This is a genomic window from Acinetobacter sichuanensis (assembly GCF_003024515.2).
Lineage (GTDB): Bacteria > Pseudomonadota > Gammaproteobacteria > Pseudomonadales > Moraxellaceae > Acinetobacter > Acinetobacter sichuanensis.
This window is the reverse complement of sequence record NZ_PYIX02000036.1, coordinates 1-18165: the sequence shown is the minus strand read 5'-3', so window position 1 is coordinate 18165 and position 18165 is coordinate 1. Positions and strand designations below refer to the sequence as shown.

Annotated in this window: 20 protein-coding genes; 10 read left to right on the top strand and 10 right to left on the bottom strand. The window is 35.0% G+C overall.

Annotated elements, in window-relative coordinates:
* The first annotated feature begins 2 nt into the window (after nucleotides 1–2).
* The 7 genes from C9E89_RS17020 to C9E89_RS16990 all read left to right on the top strand — a co-directional run bounded on the left by C9E89_RS17020 (nucleotide 3) and on the right by C9E89_RS16990 (nucleotide 4757).
* Nucleotides 3–542, top strand: a complete 540-nt coding sequence (locus C9E89_RS17020; protein ID WP_107009529.1) for a KdsC family phosphatase — start codon at nucleotides 3–5, stop codon at nucleotides 540–542.
* Nucleotides 543–585: 43 nt separating this feature from the next.
* Nucleotides 586–1131 (top strand): LPS export ABC transporter periplasmic protein LptC, encoded by a 546-nt coding sequence (gene lptC / locus C9E89_RS17015; protein ID WP_107009528.1) that lies wholly within the window; start codon nucleotides 586–588, stop codon nucleotides 1129–1131.
* Entirely contained in the window at nucleotides 1118–1684 is a 567-nt protein-coding gene (gene lptA / locus C9E89_RS17010; RefSeq protein ID WP_107009527.1) for a lipopolysaccharide transport periplasmic protein LptA, read from the top strand. The genes lptC and lptA overlap by 14 nt, the downstream gene beginning before the upstream one ends.
* Entirely contained in the window at nucleotides 1684–2430 is a 747-nt protein-coding gene (gene lptB, locus C9E89_RS17005; protein WP_107009526.1) for an LPS export ABC transporter ATP-binding protein, read from the top strand. The genes lptA and lptB overlap by 1 nt, the downstream gene beginning before the upstream one ends.
* 147 nt (nucleotides 2431–2577) lie before the next feature.
* Nucleotides 2578–3174, top strand: a complete 597-nt coding sequence (locus C9E89_RS17000) for an IMPACT family protein (RefSeq protein WP_107009525.1) — start codon at nucleotides 2578–2580, stop codon at nucleotides 3172–3174.
* The gene (locus C9E89_RS16995) at nucleotides 3167–3781 is read left to right on the top strand and encodes an acyltransferase (RefSeq protein ID WP_107009524.1); all 615 of its coding nucleotides are present in this window, start codon (nucleotides 3167–3169) and stop codon (nucleotides 3779–3781) included. The genes C9E89_RS17000 and C9E89_RS16995 overlap by 8 nt, the downstream gene beginning before the upstream one ends.
* Nucleotides 3782–3914: 133 nt before the next feature.
* The gene (locus tag C9E89_RS16990) at nucleotides 3915–4757 is read left to right on the top strand and encodes a universal stress protein (protein ID WP_107009523.1); all 843 of its coding nucleotides are present in this window, start codon (nucleotides 3915–3917) and stop codon (nucleotides 4755–4757) included.
* 333 nt (nucleotides 4758–5090) lie between these two features.
* Here C9E89_RS16990 and C9E89_RS16985 read toward each other — a convergent pair whose 3' ends face one another.
* From C9E89_RS16985 to fdxA, 3 genes are all read right to left on the bottom strand, one after another.
* On the bottom strand, nucleotides 5091–5756 hold the full coding sequence (locus C9E89_RS16985) for an O-methyltransferase (protein ID WP_107009522.1): 666 nt from the start codon (nucleotides 5754–5756) through the stop codon (nucleotides 5091–5093).
* A gap of 155 nt (nucleotides 5757–5911) precedes the next feature.
* Nucleotides 5912–6634, bottom strand: coding sequence for a M15 family metallopeptidase domain-containing protein (locus C9E89_RS16980; protein WP_107009521.1), 723 nt, complete (start codon nucleotides 6632–6634; stop codon nucleotides 5912–5914).
* Between the two features lie 134 nt (nucleotides 6635–6768).
* Nucleotides 6769–7092, bottom strand: coding sequence for a ferredoxin FdxA (fdxA, locus tag C9E89_RS16975; protein WP_107009520.1), 324 nt, complete (start codon nucleotides 7090–7092; stop codon nucleotides 6769–6771).
* A gap of 412 nt (nucleotides 7093–7504) precedes the next feature.
* On the opposite strand from fdxA, the gene C9E89_RS16970 reads away from it, so the two are divergent.
* Both C9E89_RS16970 and C9E89_RS16965 read left to right on the top strand, forming a co-directional pair.
* A complete protein-coding gene (locus C9E89_RS16970) occupies nucleotides 7505–8065 on the top strand; it encodes a hypothetical protein (protein ID WP_107009519.1) in 561 nt (186 codons plus the stop codon).
* A 287-nt stretch (nucleotides 8066–8352) separates the two neighbouring features.
* Entirely contained in the window at nucleotides 8353–9918 is a 1566-nt protein-coding gene (locus tag C9E89_RS16965) for a fatty acyl-CoA synthetase (protein ID WP_107009518.1), read from the top strand.
* A gap of 59 nt (nucleotides 9919–9977) precedes the next feature.
* On the opposite strand, the gene mutS is transcribed toward C9E89_RS16965, so the two are convergent.
* The 3 genes from mutS to C9E89_RS16950 form a co-directional block, all read right to left on the bottom strand.
* Nucleotides 9978–12608, bottom strand: coding sequence for a DNA mismatch repair protein MutS (mutS, locus tag C9E89_RS16960; RefSeq protein ID WP_107009517.1), 2631 nt, complete (start codon nucleotides 12606–12608; stop codon nucleotides 9978–9980).
* Between the two features lie 383 nt (nucleotides 12609–12991).
* A complete protein-coding gene (locus C9E89_RS16955) occupies nucleotides 12992–13639 on the bottom strand; it encodes an HAD-IB family hydrolase (protein WP_107009516.1) in 648 nt (215 codons plus the stop codon).
* Nucleotides 13606–14766 carry a DUF1615 family protein gene (locus tag C9E89_RS16950; RefSeq protein WP_228199058.1) on the bottom strand — a complete coding sequence of 387 codons (1161 nt, stop codon included), beginning with the start codon at nucleotides 14764–14766 and terminating at the stop codon, nucleotides 13606–13608. Before C9E89_RS16950 ends, C9E89_RS16955 begins: the two co-directional genes overlap by 34 nt.
* 677 nt (nucleotides 14767–15443) lie before the next feature.
* On the opposite strand from C9E89_RS16950, the gene C9E89_RS16945 reads away from it, so the two are divergent.
* Nucleotides 15444–15677 carry a hypothetical protein gene (locus C9E89_RS16945; protein ID WP_107009514.1) on the top strand — a complete coding sequence of 78 codons (234 nt, stop codon included), beginning with the start codon at nucleotides 15444–15446 and terminating at the stop codon, nucleotides 15675–15677.
* 997 nt (nucleotides 15678–16674) lie between these two features.
* Here C9E89_RS16945 and C9E89_RS16940 read toward each other — a convergent pair.
* The 4 genes from C9E89_RS16940 to C9E89_RS16925 all read right to left on the bottom strand — a co-directional run.
* On the bottom strand, nucleotides 16675–16959 hold the full coding sequence (locus C9E89_RS16940; protein WP_107009513.1) for a pyocin activator PrtN family protein: 285 nt from the start codon (nucleotides 16957–16959) through the stop codon (nucleotides 16675–16677).
* Nucleotides 16959–17303, bottom strand: coding sequence for a hypothetical protein (locus C9E89_RS23850; protein WP_228199057.1), 345 nt, complete (start codon nucleotides 17301–17303; stop codon nucleotides 16959–16961). The genes C9E89_RS16940 and C9E89_RS23850 overlap by 1 nt, the downstream gene beginning before the upstream one ends.
* Nucleotides 17303–17905: a DUF551 domain-containing protein gene (locus C9E89_RS16930; RefSeq protein WP_107009512.1), complete on the bottom strand. Its 603-nt coding sequence runs from the start codon at nucleotides 17903–17905 to the stop codon at nucleotides 17303–17305. The genes C9E89_RS23850 and C9E89_RS16930 overlap by 1 nt, the downstream gene beginning before the upstream one ends.
* Nucleotides 17905–18165 (bottom strand): hypothetical protein (locus C9E89_RS16925; RefSeq protein ID WP_213069649.1); only part of this gene is annotated, 261 nt, incomplete at its 5' end. The genes C9E89_RS16930 and C9E89_RS16925, both read right to left, overlap by 1 nt.

The following is an 18165-nucleotide window of genomic DNA, read 5'->3' as shown; positions in this document are numbered from 1 at the left end:
CCATGGCTTCTTATGTTTTATTAGAGCAAGCACGTCATATTGAAGCTTTGGTTTTAGATGTAGATGGTATTTTAAGTGATGGTTTTGTGACTTTGACCAATACAGGTGACGAAATTAAATCTTTTGATATCCGTGATGGTTTGGGCATGAAATTGGTGCAGCAAGCAGGGATCAAAGTCATCATTATTACGGGTCGAAAAAGTAATATTGTTGAAAAACGTATGTCTGACTTGGGCGTAGATTTGGTTTTTCAAGGTCGTGAAGACAAAGGTGTTGCTTTACGTGAAGCCTGTGCGCAGTTCGGACTTGATCCTGAAGATTGTTTATATATGGGTGATGATTGGCCTGATCTTTCTGCATTTGCAATCGCAGGTATGAAAGTGACTGTACCAAATGGTCATGTTGAAGTTCGTCGTCGCGCAGACTTGGTCACACAGGCAATGGGTGGGCGCGGTGCGGTACGTGAGGTTTGTGATATGTTACTGATGTCTAAAGGTGTTTACCAAGCACTACTTGAAAAATATACAACAATCCCACATTAATAGAGAAGTCCTGCATTTAAATTCAATATGTTGATTATTATTTATGGATACTAAAGTTTTGTATGTCACTGCTGTACTGATCGCTGCTGTCAGTGGTGGTTATTACTATTACAGTGGAAAAGGCAATAAGTTAGATGCCAATGCTGCACAGAGCATGACCTATTCTGCTGAAGGTATTCATGTCTTACAAACTGATGAAAAAGGTGATTTGCATCTTCGAGCGACTGTAGATCATTTAGAGCAAGATCTGAAAAAAGAAACTGCAACGTTAGTCAACCTGAATGCATCAATGTATGAAAATAACCAAGTGAATTCGACATTTTATGCCAAACAAGCCAATGGTTATGATGATAATGAAAAAGTGGTTTTAAAAGGGCAGGTAAAAGCAACCAAACTAGGTGAACAGGGGCAAATGGTGTTTTTAACAGATGAGTTAACAAGTTATCCAAAACGACAGGTTTTAGAAACAACTCATCAAGTCACTGTAACTGCGCCTAATGCATCATTTATTAGCCAAGGTTTAAATGCAAATTTAAGCACAGGCGAATACGAATTTACACATATTCGAGGAAAGTATGTACCTAACTAAATATTTATCCCAACCACAAACTTTCCTAAAACAGTCTTTGTGGCTTGCAGGTTTACTCTGTGTTTCAGCAAGTTCTTTTGCCTTGCCATCTGACCGTAATCAACCGATTTCGTTATTGGCTGACCGAGCAACCTATAATGAAAAAACGGGTGTCACAACTTATTCAGGTAATGTTGTGATTGAGCAAGGAACAATGAAGTTACAAGCGGCTTCTATTGTGGCGCAGCTTAATAAAAGTAAACAAATTAGTACCATTACTGCAACAGGCTCACCCGCAAAATTTCAGCAACAGGTCGATACTGCAAAAGGCGTGGCACGTGGTGAAGCACAAAAGATTATCTATGATGCTGAAACAGGTTTGATTAACTTGATTGGTAATGCCTATCTTTACCAAGATGGCGCGAGTATTCGTAGTGGTACTTTAAAGTACAGTATGAATAAGGGTGATATTGAAGCCAACGGTGGTACTGGTTCTACAGGAACACCAAAAAGTCGAGTTCAAATTATCATTCCGCCAAATGGCAGTAAATCTTTCCCAGGGGCACGTGATTAATGAGTCAGGCATTAAACCAACCACAAACCTTATGTATTAAGCATTTGGCGAAAGTTTATAATAAACGTTGGGTGGTAAAGGACGTTTCTTTTAGCATGCAAAGTGGTCAAATTGTTGGCTTACTTGGACCAAACGGTGCAGGGAAAACCACAAGTTTCTATATGGTGGTTGGTTTAGTGCGTATGGATAAGGGTGAAATTCATTTAGATAATGAAGATATTTCAGACCTTGCTATGCACCAACGTGCAAGAAAAGGCATTGGCTATCTACCACAAGAAGCCTCTATTTTTAGAAAGTTAAGTATTTCTGAAAATATTATGGCGATTTTAGAAACACGTAAAGACCTCAACAAACAACAGCGCCAACAAAGACTGCAAGAGCTGTTGGAGGACTTTAAAATCACACATATCAAAGACTCTTTGGGAATGAGTGTGTCTGGTGGTGAGCGCCGTCGTGCTGAAATTGCACGTGCTTTAGCAGCCGACCCAAAATTTATGTTACTTGATGAACCATTTGCGGGCGTCGATCCAATTTCTGTTGGTGATATTAAAGATATTATTCGTCAGCTGAAAGATCGTGGCATTGGTGTACTCATTACTGATCATAATGTGCGTGAAACATTAGCCATTTGTGAACATGCCTATATTGTGAGTGAGGGTGCTGTTATCGCAGAAGGTTCGCCAAGTGATGTACTCGCCAATGAAACTGTACGTGAAGTTTATTTAGGTGATGATTTTACAGTCTAGTATAGTATTTCTAATTTAATTTGTGACTTAATTTGCAATTTAAATAATTGAAAAAGAGAGCATTATGACTCTCTTTTTTTATTGCTGAAATTTAAAAAAAACACGTTATACTAAGTTTGCTGATTGATTATTGTTAATTTTAGTTTTATGCCATTTACTCTTGTATCCGAAGTTTTTTTTGAAGAAGACATTAAAAAGAGTCGCTTTCAGGCGATTGCTGCACCTGTTGAAAATGAACAAGAGATCAAAGCCTTTTTAGAAAAATATTTAGATTTGACGACAACACATCAATGCTGGGCATGGAAAATTGGGCATAATGTTCGTTTTAACGATGATGGTGAACCTTCAGGAACAGCAGGTCGCCCAATTTTAGCAACAATTGAAGGAAATGAACTGACCAATGTGATTGTATTGGTTAACCGTTGGTATGGTGGGATTAAACTCGGTACAGGGGGCTTAGTCCGTGCTTATGGAGGATGTGCTGGACAATGCCTGCTATTGGCTGAGAAAATTGAATTAATTGAAAAGAAAAATGTAAAATTTAACTGCATTTTTAATGAGTGGGCAATTTTTCAATATGAGCTAAATCAACAACAGATAGAATATACAGAACAATATAGCGCAGAGGGTGTAGAAATTATCGCGCGTTTACAGTTGCATCAGATTGAACCCTTAGCAGATAAAATTCAATATGTTACACGTGGACGAGAAAGTTTAAAGCTTATGGATGATGCAAATGACTGAAGACCGCTTATTAAAATACCGTGATCAGCATAAGCATCGTTTGAATTATATGCCGTGGTTATATTATTCACTCAAGCCAAAAAATAAAGTCTGGGCAGAAGCTTGGCAAAAGGAATATCAAACTTACTTAATGGAAATGGAAACGGTAGAAATTGGAGAAAATTGTTTTATTTCGCCTTTGGCACATATTTTTGCAGAACCTGGACGAACGATAAAAATAGGTGACAATACTTTTATTGCAGCTGATTGTACTTTGCATGGTCCTTTAGAGATCGGCAATGAAGTCGCGATTAATCATCATTGCATTTTAGATGGTGGGCGTGTTGGAATTAAATTGCATGATCAAGTACGGATTGCAGCTTATTGTCATTTATATGCTTTTGATCATGGTATGGATTTGGCACAGCCTATTTATCAGCAAGCCGTCACTTCACAAGGGATTGAAATAGGACGTGATGTCTGGCTTGGCGCACATGTTGGAATTAAAGATGGTATAAAAATTGGCGCACATGCAGTTGTAGGGATGAATAGTATGGTCACAAAAGATGTAGCTGAAAAAGAAATTGTTGCAGGTAATCCAGCACGTTTTATTCGATATCGTGATTAGCTTAACATTTTGTACAAATTAATCATTTATTCATTCAATTAATTACATGAACGCGTTCCAACCAATCAAAAAGTTATGTTACTTTTAGGATAGAGAAATAGACCTAGGGCGAAAATGCCAAAGAGAGGCTAAGATGAAACGAGTGATTGCATGTATTGATTCTTCACCTTGTATCAATGCTTTAGCAGAGGCAGCAGCATGGATTGCACAAAAAACGAATCGAGAGTTGGTACTTCTTCAAGTGCTTGATTATTATCCTGCAAGTTATCATCTAGGTGAAATTAGTGGTGTGATTGGCTTTGAAAGTAATGCAATGCTACTCAAAGAGCTTGCTGAGCTAGAGCAAAAACAAAGTGAATTAGCACTTGATTATAGTAATAATTTATTACAACACATTTCAACGATGATTCAGCAAAAATATGGCATTGTTCCAAGTCATATACAAGAAAAAGGTGATTTCTTAGAGCAAGGTTTTAATGTTCTTCGCGAAGATGATTTTGTTGTGATCGGGCGTGTAGGTGAGCGTTCGGCAGAGAAAAATAAAAGTATTGGGAGTAATGTCGAAAACTTTATCAGAGGTGCTAAATGTACCGTATTAACGGTTGGTGAAAACTTTAAAGCACCTACACGATTTATTTTTGCCTATGAATACTCTGAAACTTGTCAAAAAATGTTAGAGCGTGTGGAAAAAAGTGATTTACTACGGCAGTTACAATGTCATTTAGTCTATGTCGGTGATCACCCTGAGATTTTAAATGAACCTGCAAAACGTTTAAAAGAAGCAGGCTTAGATGTTGTAGTTGAATATCGTTATGGTGATGTCGCTGAAAATATTTTGGACTATCAAAATCAGCATCAAATTCAACTGATTGTCTTAGGCGCATTTAGCCATAGTAAAATTCATCAATTTTTCTTAGGTAGTGTAACCACAACAATATTCCGTAATGCCAATGTGCCTTTATTGGTCGTGAAATAAAGCTCTACAGGGGTCTTATTAGACGTTAAAAAATGGCTTTGCTGAATGATCAGGCACATTGTTTTGGCTCAATTGATGATGAGATTCTACTTTATTTTTAAAAAATGTTTAAAAATAATTTTGGCTAAATATGCGTTGTGTAAAAAATGATCTTTGTTGAATATTAATTATATTTCAATGGTTTATTTTAAAATAAAAAAGTTATCCACAACTCTACAAACAAGTTAGGTGGATAACTTTTTTGAAAGAAATGAGACGAAAAATGATCATCTCTTTAATTTTGATTTAAAAGTACAATATCACGAATATATATACATATTATGTATATAACAATTATTTGACAATTGCAATCGCAAAACCATCATGTCCTTTGCTGCCTACGGTTTGCAACGCTGTACATGATAAAATTTTAGGGTGATTTTGCATTGCTTTATACATTTCACGAATGCCTTCAATGCTTGGTTTATGGTTGTCAGGATTTAAAATATCGCCTGAACGAATCACATTGTCTAAAACAATAATCGTTCCAGCGTGTGATAAATTCAGACTTAATTCCAAATATTCAGGATAACTTTGTTTATCTGCATCGACAAAAATAAAATCAAAGGGTTCAGTATCGGCAGGTAATGCTTTTAAAATGTCCGCAGCACGCCCAACTTTTAAGTCAACTTTTTGAGGTAGTTGCGCATTATCAATATTTTCTTGTCCTAAAGCAGCATGGGTATCTCGACCTTCAATTGTCAAAATATAACCATCTTCAGGCAAGGCACGTGCAAGCCACATTGTACTGTATGCTGCAAACGTTCCTAATTCTAAAACTCGTTTGCATTTGTTCATCTGAATCAACATTTGCAACAGCATGCCTTGATTGGGTGCGACAGCGAGATGATCAGGAAAACCACGTTCATCTGTATGTTTTAAAGTTTGAGTCAGAATTGGATCATCTGGAATTAAATGTGATTCGATATAAGCATCGATGTCTGACCACATTTGTTGCATATTATGTCACCTGAATTGAATCGTCACTATAGAGCTAGGTGCATTTTAAACTTTTAAAAGCAGAGTGCAATTCATGTTGATATTTTTCGGCTCGATTTATCTTACAAATATAAAAAAAAGAGGTCAGTAGACCTCATTTTAAATACAGCATATTTTTAAAAATTACACATTGAACTATTGCGACTGAGGTCTGGTCCCCAAGTTCGATAACCTTGTGTATCAATATGGATTTGACCTGAAGCATATAGACCTAAGCCCATATTGAAGTTTTGCCCATACTGTGACCAAAATTGACAGAGCTTAAATTTGGTATTTTCAATATAAGCATAATCTTGCGGTTGTGGATAAGCAGAACCTATACGAAAGTCGATTGCAGAGTTAAATAAATGACGTGAAGAACCAGCACCACCAGCACATTGATTCAAAGGTAAATCACGATAAACTGAAGTAACTTCAAAGTCTGTTAATACTTTAGATGCAACTAAGTATTTAAAAACACGTAAAGTTTGAATTTGATTAGACCAAACTTCACGGCTTGGAATCATATACTCAGAGCGACCACATTTTTGCCAATCACGTGCTGTTCTAAACAGTTCAAAACTTGGAATAATATTCGCGACATTATTTTGTTCTAAAAAGCGTTCATATTCACGAGCACGAGCTTGGTTATCATCTTGCATTAACCAATAGCGATAAGAAGCAGGCAATACCTTTTGCGGTACCGTATGCTGAATCACGACTTTTTCTTGAGGTATATAAATACGTTGGCTTTGGGTTGGTGTTCCGATGGTCTGACCTTTTTGAGGGGTGGATGAGCATCCGATCATCATCATTGGAACTATGCTGATTGCAAATAAGCCCTTCAAAATATCTTTCATTTTATATATGTGCTTGTGAGTTAACGAGCTATTTTATGCTAATTTTTAGCAGCGAATCTGTATAAATTGCAAACAAATGTACAATTTCAGTTGGATTTATAAAAAAAGACCAGCTAGGCTGATCTTTTTCTTGATTACTTCTCTAAATATTGAAGTTTATCTGGTTTACCATTCCATTCTTCACGGTCTTCTGGCTGATCGCCAATTTGTGTGATGTTTGGCCATTTTTCAGCAAGTTCAGCATTAAGCTCAATAAAGACTTCCTGACCTTCTGGTAACTCATCTTCAGAAAAAATTGCATTTGCAGGGCATTCTGGTTCACACAATGCACAATCAATACATTCATCAGGGTTGATGACAAGAAAGTTAGGTCCTTCATAGAAGCAGTCAACAGGGCATACTTCTACGCAGTCTTGATATTTACACTTAATACAATTTTCAGTGACAACAAAGGTCATGGCGTCAGCTACCTAAAAATATGGTTCTAATTAATAATGGTGTATTTTAGGCAAAAACTGATGCAACTAACAATTCCTTTTATTGATATTTGTTATATAAATGGCTGTTAAATTCAAGGTAAAATCAATAAATTGGTTATTATTTGTGCTAAGTGACCTGATATCATGTCAAATGGCATATATAGCATTTATTTAGAATAGTTTAGCTGATTTTATTGGAAGTAAGTGAGGTGCATGGCTTGGTCATCATATTGTGGTTATAAAGTGGGATAACCTATATTTCGGTACTCAATTTAAAAAATAAAAAATAATTTTTAAAGTGTGAGGAACATCACGGTTTTTAAAATTTGGTTATGTTGTATATTAAAAGCGAGATACAGCATAAATAAACTCAAAAGGGTATATTCTTAAAATGAATAAATATTATATTTTCATCCTCACCTTGTTAGGATTTTGCCAAACGCATGCTCAGGCGCTTGAACCTACTGAGCAAATGATCACTGATAGTTTCACATGTGTAGCGAATGAAAAAGAGAGTACAAATGTTTTAAACTATTTAAATCGGCATAAGCAAGAAATGACGGATCATGAAGTGAAAAAACTCGATTTTCCTGAAAAATATGCAGTGCTTAAACAGCCTGTTCGTATTTTAGGTATGACAGCTCAATATTATGCAGTGAATAAGGTCGAAGTAGATAAAAATCATCAATTTATGACATTTAGTTTGTATATTCCACATCAAAATTCTCTTCAGTTGATTGAAACATTAGCAAAAAAATACCAAGCAGTGCCAGACCAAGAATCTCATCAGATGTTTAAAGAACAAGGCTTAAATATTCGTATGTATCATTTAAGTGAAACTCAAACAGAGAAATACAAACGCCAACTGACAATGAATAATGCATGGTTGCCAGATGAGCAGCATAATCCTTGGGCATTTGTTGAAATTTCATGTGCTTATATACCTAAATAATAAAATAACCATCAAACCTTTTGAGTTTAAATATTTGGAATTTGATTGATTATTCAACTAGTTAAATTTGAAGAATATGAACTCAAGAGGTTAAATTTTTTATTGAAAAATCATCAGTCGTTCTCTTGATTAAAAATACAACAATGTTAAATTCGAGTAAGGAACTTAGATAAGTTTTCTTTTTGTTCAAAAAAATGAGATGAGTTAGCTCATGTTTTCAATAAGTTAAAAGTATAAGTTTTGGTAATAATCAATATTTAAATTTAAAGCTGCAAAGGATTTGCAACATGATTAAAAATGATATTCAACGCGCCCGTCGTATGCATATTGCCGATATTCCTACTCGAAGCGCTCAGCGTTTTGGTCATAAAACGGCTTTAGTTGATCAAGGTCAGCGTATCAGCTTTAGCGAGTTTGATCGCTATGTTGAACAAATTGCCATGCATATGCATGCACAAGGCTTATGCAAAGGCGATAAAATCATGCTTTTTTCGCATAATTGTTGGCAATTTCCTGCAATTTTATATGCAGCGGCACGACTCGGTGTCATTGGAGTGCCCATTAACTTTATGTTGAATGTAAAAGAAGTACATTATCTGTTGCAACATGCCCAACCTAAAATGTTGGTTGTTGAAGATGATTTGTGTGAGGTGATGGAACAGGCTTTAGAAAAAATTGACTTTACACGACCAAAGCAAGTGGTTCTTGATTTAAATCAACGCACTATATCTGCTCAATGGAAAAATTTTGAGGAATATTTGGTTCAAACTGAAATTAAATTACCTGATGTTGAACTACATGCTGATGATGCAATTCGTATGATGTATACCAGTGGTACAGAGTCTTTACCGAAAGGTGTTTTACTGAGTAGTGAGGCTTTAATGTCACAATATACCAGTTGTATGGTTGAAGGGAAAATGAGTTCAAATGATCGAGAAATTCATGCTTTTCCAATGTATCACTGTGCGCAGCTCGATGCTTTTTTAAATGTAGATCTGATTTTAGGTGCAACCAGTTATATTTTTAGACGTTTTGAGCCAGATGCTGTATTGGAAATGATTTCAAAAGAAAAAATTACCAAATTATTTTGTCCTCCAACCGCTTGGATTGCACTCTTAAATGCTGAAAAATTTAATCCTGTTGAGTTAACATCATTAAGTAAAGCTTATTATGGTGCTTCAGCAATGCCGAAAGCTGTGATTGAAACATTACTTGAAAAATTACCACATATTGGTTTTTGGCAGTTTTATGGTCAAACTGAAATGGCACCTGTCGCTACAGTATTACATCCAGAAGATCATTTTGAATACGCTGATTCTGTTGGAAAACCTGCATTTAATGTTGAAACACAAATTATGGATGAACATGGCGTGATTCTTCCACAAGGTGAAATTGGAGAGATCGTACATCGTAGTGTTCATTTAACCGTAGGATATGACCAAAATGATGAGAAAAATGCTGAAAGCTTTAAATATGGTTGGTTTCATAGTGGAGATTTAGGTTATTTTAATGAGCAAGGTTATTTATATGTTGTTGATCGTATTAAAGATATGGTCAAATCAGGTGGTGAAAATGTATCAACACGTGAAGTAGAAGAAGTCATTTATCGTATTGAAGGCGTAAAAGAGGTGGCTGTATTTGGAACGGCACATCCACGTTGGATTGAGGCTGTGACTGCTGTCGTTATTCCACATCAAAATGTTCAATTAGATGAAAAAATGATTATGAAATTTTGTGCGCAACATTTATCTGCTTATAAGATGCCTAAAATGATTTATTTTGATGATGTTTTACCAAAAAATGCCAGTGGTAAAATTTTGAAAAGAGAGCTAAAACAACAATTTCAATCCTAACAATAATTTTTTGCATAAAAAACAGACCTTAGATAAGGTCTGTTTTGTTTATTGGTCTATTAAGTATTGAGTAACTCTTTTAATTGATAGAGTTGAGCAAGTGCTTCACGTGGTGTGAGATTATCGACATCTAAATGTGCCAAAGCATCTAAAGCAGGAGATGATTTTTCGATTTCAATGACTTTCTCAATCACATCAGGTTCAGTATTCATATCACTAAATAAATCATTTTGGACACTGCTATTGTGCTGTTGCTGCTGTTTTTCCAAGATTTTTAAGCGTTTTTGTGCATCTTTGATGACACTCTCAGGAATGCCTGCCAGTTTGGCAACCTGTAAACCATGACTTTGACTTGCAGGACCTTTTTGAACTTTATGCAGTAAAATTAAATTTCCATTAAGCTCTTTTGCAGTCACGTGATAATTATCAATAGCATTTTCTTGTGCCAATTCTGTGAGTTCAAAATAATGCGTCGCAAATAAACATAAACATTTGATACGCTTAGTTAAATCAAGCACACATGCCCATGCCAATGACAAACCATCATAGGTGCTCGTACCACGCCCAACCTCATCCATCAGAACCAAAGATTGATTGGTCGCATGATGTAAAATTTGAGATGTTTCAGTCATTTCAACCATAAAAGTTGATTTCCCTGAAGATAAATCATCGGCTGAACCAATACGGGTAAAAATACGGTCAATCGGTCCGAGTTGTGCTGACTTTGCAGGTACAAAACTACCGCAATAGGCGAGTAGGCTAATTAAGGCAGTTTGGCGCATAAAAGTCGATTTACCACCCATATTTGGACCCGTAATAATTGCCATACGATGATTAAAGTCTAAATGTGTATCATTCGGTGTAAATGGTGTTTTACTCAACGACTCTACAACAGGATGGCGACCCGCAATAATATTTACCCCAATTTCAGGGCTATATTCTGGGCGATTCCAATGATTTAAACGTGCTTGATGAGCAAAATTTGCTAATAAATCAATTTGAGCAATAGCGCTGCTCATCATTTGTAAGTTAGCAATATCATCACGTAATTGTTCAAGTAACATTTCAAATAGCATTTTTTCACGAGCAAGTGCGCGTGATTCGCTTGATAAGACTTTATCTTCAAATGCTTTTAGTTCAGGGGTAATGTAGCGTTCAGCATTTTTTAAGGTTTGTCGGCGAATATAATGCTCAGGTGCTTGTTCTGCTTGGGCACGAGAAAGTTCGATATAATAACCACTTACACGGTTATAACCAATTTTTAAAGTATTAATCCCTGTGGCTTCTCGCTCTTGGATTTCAAGATCAATCAAGAATTGACCTGCATGATCTCGAATTTGACGTAGTTCATCTAATTCAGGATCGAAACCTTCAGCAATAACATTGCCATCACGTAATAAAACAGGTGGATGTTCAACAATTGCAGACATTAAGTGTTGATGTAAGCCATTAAAATCCCCCAATTCTTCATTAAGTTGTTGAATAAGAGATGTTTGAGGTGCTGTTAAAATGGGTTGAAGTGCATGTCTTAACAATGGGATTTGTGCACAAGCTTGACGTAATTGTACTAAATCACGTGGGCGAGCACTGCCTAAAGCAACACGACTTAAAACTCGCTCGATATCGCCAATGTCTTTGAGAACTAAACGTACTGGTGACTCATGATAACCTTTGATGAGTATTTCTATTGCATCTAAGCGCGCATCTAAAACTGCTGTATCACGCAGAGGTTGCATTAACGTACGACTGAGCAAACGCCCACCCATTGCCGTTTGGGTATCATTAATTAAGGAAAATAATGAAGTACCATGTTCAAATAATGGATCAATTATTTCTAAGTTACGGCGAGTTACAGGGTCTAAAGCAATAAAATCAGTACTTTGTTCAAGCTTTATTGAACGGATATGAGGTAAAGCTGTTTTTTGTGTTTCTTTGGCATAATGAATTAAAGATGCAGCAGCAGCTTTTGCAAGTGGTAAATGATCAATTCCAAAACCTGATAAGGTAGAAACGGCAAACTGATCACATAATGTTTTCTGTGCATTATTCAGATTAAAATCTACGTTTGGACGCTTGGTGATTGGGCATTCGATTTGTTTTTTTATTGATTCAATAATTTGTGTGTCAACTAAATCCTCATCAATTAAAATTTCGCTTGGCATTAAACGTGCTAATTCTAAAGGTAGGGTTTCAGGTTTATATTCTTGTTGTTGAACTTTAAAAATACCTGCGCTTAAGTCGAGCAGGGCAATTCCCATTTGATTTTGTTGAACACACAAAGCCAGTAAATTTGAGCTTTGATGTGCAGTTAACAGGGCATCATCTGTTAAAGTTCCCGGGGTAATAATACGCACGACGGCACGTTCAACAGGTGCTTTTCCTGTAACTTCACCGACTTGTTCACAAATAACAACCGTTTCACCTTTTTTAACTAAGCGTGCTAAATAACCTTCAGCAGCATGATAAGGTACACCTGCCATTGGAATGGGGTCACCATTGGTTTTTCCACGATGGGTGAGGGTGATGCCTAATATTTTTGCAGCTTTTTTGGCATCATCAAAAAATAACTCGTAAAAATCACCCATACGATAAAACATTAATGCGTGTGGATGCTGTACTTTTAAATTTAGATATTGCTGCATCATTGGAGTATGGGATTGGATATTCGCTATGATATTATTATCAATCATTGTTATTAATTCCTTTATTTTCAATGTCTTTAAAAATATTTAGCATAAATAGATAATCCAAGAGTTAAGAGGAGATTTGAAAGTATGACCTGTCTAATTTTAAACAAGCCCTCATTTTTGATCAATATTGTAAAATGAGCAACTTGAAAGGATAACAAACAATGCAGACTTTCTCTAAGGATTAAGTTGACTTTGCGCATTCAGATAGAAGATGAAAAAAATACTTGTACGAAGTGGGGTGAAGAAAACTTTTATTCTTTATAAAATATGCCTAATTTTTTAGATGTGAATACTCAAAATCTAATGATCCGTGAATGATCGAATTTGGCTTTTGAGAGATATTATTTTGATTATATTTTCACTCAAATCGTTTTACATGATCTCTAAGCAAATTTTTTTTCTTCTTTAATATAGGGTAATTTAGAATTTACGCCCACCATATATTTAAAATCTGCCAGACTAAGCATGTCTAAATCTTCATCACTATTGCCATATGCATAAATTTTATTATATTGATTTAAATCATATTTTTCTAAAACTCTAAGTCTTTTTTGGTCGCAACTACAGTCCAGTGTCGAATATGATCCAGTAAATAGACCATTTTTAATCTCAGTACCTGTACAAATTAAATCGATATTTAAAATTTGACAAATTGCCTCAAGATAAATATCAATGGATGCTGAAACAAGTACAACATCATCGCCATTTTCTTGGTGGATTAATAATTGTTGATAGATTGCAGGGTCAAGTTGAGCCATTAAACGCGTTGAATATTCTTCTGCTAATTCTAAAATTTCATCAGCATCGGCATCTTTAAACATGGCTTTAAAGAGTTTTGGGCGCATTGCATCGGCAGGATAAACCTTTAAATAGTAGGCTTGAATCCAAGGCAAAATCTTAATACCTTGTTTAACAATATGTCGTTTTGATAAAGCATAGAAAATAAACCCTGTGAAACTGTCTTTTTTACACAAGGTTCCATCAAAATCAAATAAGGCTAGGTTTTTATGCGTTTTGCTCGTTGCATGCATGTTTCATATCGTCCGTTTACGCGGCTTGCATACCAGTTGGTATTATAATCACGGCTCAATTTTGGACCAGAAATGACTACTTCAGGCATAATAGCATAGATTGGCTCTTTTCCTGTTTTATCTTGATAAAGTTTAGAAACAGCAATATAAGTTTGTGTTTTTTCAAAACTTTTCTCTTTTTCCTTTTTCAGATCACTACGCAGTTGGCGCGGTGTCACTAAAATATTGTTTTTTGAAAATAAAGTGATAATGGCTTTTTCTGTTGTCGTCATTGTAGAACGAGGATCACCATTTTTATCATAAGAAAGTAAGTCACCATCTAGATCTAAATTAATATCAGATGATTTTTCAATCATTTTTTGGAAAGCTGCATTACGACTTGAATACATTCCCGAATTATAGTCTGCAAAACGATAAATTGGGTTGTCGTAATTTGTAGGGTAAATCATTAATCGATGTATACCATAATATAAGCCACCAAATTCAGTATAAAGGTTATCACGTAAAGCATTGGTGTTCATGCTTGTGCGTTTATGTTCTTTGGCATAGTTGATATGAACTTGCATCGAACCCAATGTGGTGATTGGATTTAATTTTTCAGCGAAATCCTGACCAACCAATTTTGCAGCCCCTGTCAAAGCGCTGATATGATAATGTTTTGTCATATAGTCAAAAATTTCACGATAAAGAACATCAAGCTCTTTTTCATTTTTGACACGACTCATTTGTTTAAGATAGTTATCTTCAGGTGTCGGTTGGTTTTTTAGAACATCTTGGAAATAATTAGCGATAGGTCCACCAATTGTAGTTCCTAGCTTGTCCTCAAATTTTTCTTGTAAACGCGTACTGACTTCTTTGACGGCTTTATCACCTAAACCGGGTACATTCGGATTTGCAATAAAGTTTGATTCTTGATCAACAACCGCAATAATTGTACAAATATTTTCCTTATTGCGTGGAATTTTTAATTCTTCAGTGATATCAAAAATGTCTTGAGCCCAAGATTTTCGATCATTGACTCGGTTAGGAATCAATTTACGAATTTGCTCACTTTCGAGTTCTGGTTCATCATCATGTGACCACCAAGAGCCATTGCCACAAGCGCTGAGCCCCAGTACTAAGACCATTAAACTTGCAGAGCGAAGAAAGTTTTTTTGTCGAGCAATTTTTTTCATACTAACGAAAACACGCTTAGAAATGGATGAGCAGGGTGAAGCAGCAAATTATACTATGTCTTAGTTAAAATGTATGAATATATATTGTATACGCATCTGGCAGTAATACAGTGAGCTATAGCCCTAACACGTAGTGAATGATGAATATAAAATAATTTCAAAAGGTACAATAATTTAAAATATATAGATGATTTATTCTTTAGTTTTATTAAAGAATAAATCAGAGATGAACGGATGTTTTTTTATTGATAGATGAATTAAACTGTTTGTTTAGTATATTTAAATATTGTCGTATTTAATTTTTTAGTATTTTATTCTTGAATAAAACATTAATATCATTTTTTGTCTTGAATTAATATGTTAATAATCAGATGTTTGTGTGTTTTTATTGCTGGATTTTAAATTCGTTTTAAAAAAAATAGATCAAATGTAAATTTTTATTGATTAAAATGCGACCTATTTTAACTTGGTATTTTTTGTTAAACCGTTTTGTCGGAAAATAGAATACTATAACATTGATGTAGATAATCCCCAATTATCTACATAACTTTTTATACCTGCGTCTTTTGGCTGCAGGTTTTTTTTACTATATGGTTAATACTTTATAATAATTTATTGAAGGCGGTAAGATGAATATATGTATAGGCGGTTGTTGGCATGGTAGTAAATTACTCAAAGATGAGGAAAATGGCTATTTTCTTGCAAAGGATAAAGTCACTGGTAAGCCAACCACATATGAGAGAGCAGTTTTGAAAGTTGGAGAAGAAATGTATGTTTTTTGGATCGCAGATGATCTAAGTCATTTGGAAGCAAATGAAAAGATCAAAATTTATCTGGACAAAGTCAAGCAAGCTTTAGAATAAAAATTTCATAAGATGATTAAGCCTCCTATTTTGGAGTTTTTTTTATTCTAGCGAGGCAAAGTCTCTTATTTTAAAACACACCTACAAATTCTTTTCCCCAAATTTCCCCAATAAAAGAACCTGTAGGTGTGTTTATTATTTTTCATAGTTATTGGTTTTGAGTATAGCGATAATAAAATAAAACTCAAGTAAGCTATTGTTTTATAAAATAAAACATAGTTAATTGGTTGGTTTTAGCTAGAGTGTTGATTTTTAAATTATATATCAAAGTAAAATAAATATTTTTTATAAATTAATTAAGTAATCATTCTTAAAAAGAATGTTTATTTGGTTGATTTTAGAGCATTTGGTGGTAACTCATTCTATTTTAAGAAAGAAAAGTGATTGTTGGTTGTGATAGATAAATATTTTTTTAATGCTGCGGTTTTAGTTGAATCCGTCGTTTCAGAAACTTATCACTGATTTTATTTAAATATTGAATGATGAATTGCTCCAAAGTTTTTGACACAACGGCAGCTTCAGGATTTAGAATAGCCAGATTAACAAGGATCTTTGCTTTAAGCCATTTAAGCTATTTTTTGGCTCATGGCTCTTTTGGAAATATTCTTGTTTTAATCAATAGTGGTAATCCTTTACGAGTCATTCGTATTTAAGCTTTGTAGCGAGTTTTATCATTTACTGTAGTTTATCTGCGATGATTTCTATTTTACGCCACAGATATAATTTGCACCACAGTGATAATGATGGCGCAAATGAGGTGTTAAAATCGTAAAAATGTTGTACAAAACCTTTGGAATATGGGAAACATAAAATTGAGTAAAAACAAAGTAATTGAAGAATTGTTTGATAGATCAAAGCATTCGCCAATTTTTGTTGCCCCGATGGCAGGTGGGATAGATTATTTATAAATAATTATAATAAACAATATTTTATATTGATTTGAGTGGTGCAAGGTGCAATGGAGGTGCAACCACTCATGTTTTATTAGAAATGAACTTTAACTTTTCATCGCATGCCAATCTTTTTTAGCTTCTTGTCGAGCACTTGTCAACCATAAAGCAACATCACTTAAATGTGCACACCAAGGGGAGTATTTACCGTCTGGCTTAAATACAGGAAAGGGTAAGTCACATTTGCATGCGCGTTTATTAGCTTGAATGAGTGATAAGTGTGGCAAGTAGTCAGCTAAGAGTTCTTCTATAGCTACAACAGGTTTACGATATTTCATTTGAAGTAACCATAAAGTGTCAAATGGATCTTCAATATTTGGCTTTACTCCCATTATTTTTGCTCCTTCACTACCTTAATAATTGACTCATAAACATCATTTGCAACACCTCCACAAACATGTGTACCAAATGCTATAGCTTCAGCTATTTCGTCAGTACATTCTATTGGCACCAAAATAAAACCTTCAGGCACACCATTTGCTTGCTTTATTTCATCCAAACTATTAACAGCTAGATCAATCAATTTTTCTAACTCAAATTCAGGGCTTTCATAATCATTGCCTTCTGAGCCTACTTTGAATTTCACCGAAGAAATATCAACATCTTCATTTTCAAGAAGTTTCACAAGAGATTGGATAACCATTGCTGCTGTAATAGCTGTATTTTTAATATCCATCATAATTGCTCCTGTGCTTCGATCATTGCTTTCTGTTTTGCATCATTTTCATAATAAAAATGACAGCTTTCAGGTAGTTCGATATTCCTAGGCATCCAGTGTGATATGTATGAACTAACAGCTTCCCACCCATAGCAATTTCTTTGCTTGAATCCGCCAGAGTATTTTTTATCCTTAGTTGCTTGGACTACATGCCCATAGTGATGCACTAGTACTTCTTCACCCTCATTCGGCATACGTTCAGAAGTTTCAATCCATTCAGGAATGGCTTGGGCTTCTTGCCACTTTTTACGCTCATAAAGTTCACCAAGTTTCATTGCTTTAGCAACAAGCATCTCCAACTCTTCTGATTCTTCATAATCCAAAAAATGATTCTCAGACATTGAATTTGAAATTTGAGTGATTTCAGCATCCAAAAATTCAGTATCATTTATAGTTACAGCTTCTTGATTAAAAACACTGCGAGCTTGCGCCAAGACTTCATTTTTAACTGCTTGAGCAAATTCATACACATAAGAGTGTAGATCTATATTGCCACTAGCTTGCTCTTTTAATGAGAAACCATTTGCCAGAGCCAATTCTTTAATTTTTTGAATATCCATTACGCCACCTTTCCATCAAGTTGCTTAAACTCAGCATTGGTTAAAATACTTGGATTCCCCAAAAACTGCTCTAAAGTCATATGAGCCTTTTTTAAGCCATACGAGTAATGATCATCGTAATAAACCACACCATTTGACACAAAATAAGAACGCGCTGTTGATAAGCTGACATGTGAAGAAAAGGCACATGTTCTAGGTTTCTTTTTACGTTGAACGCGCTGCTTGTTTGTTAATCCCATCACCAACTCCAAACTCCAAAC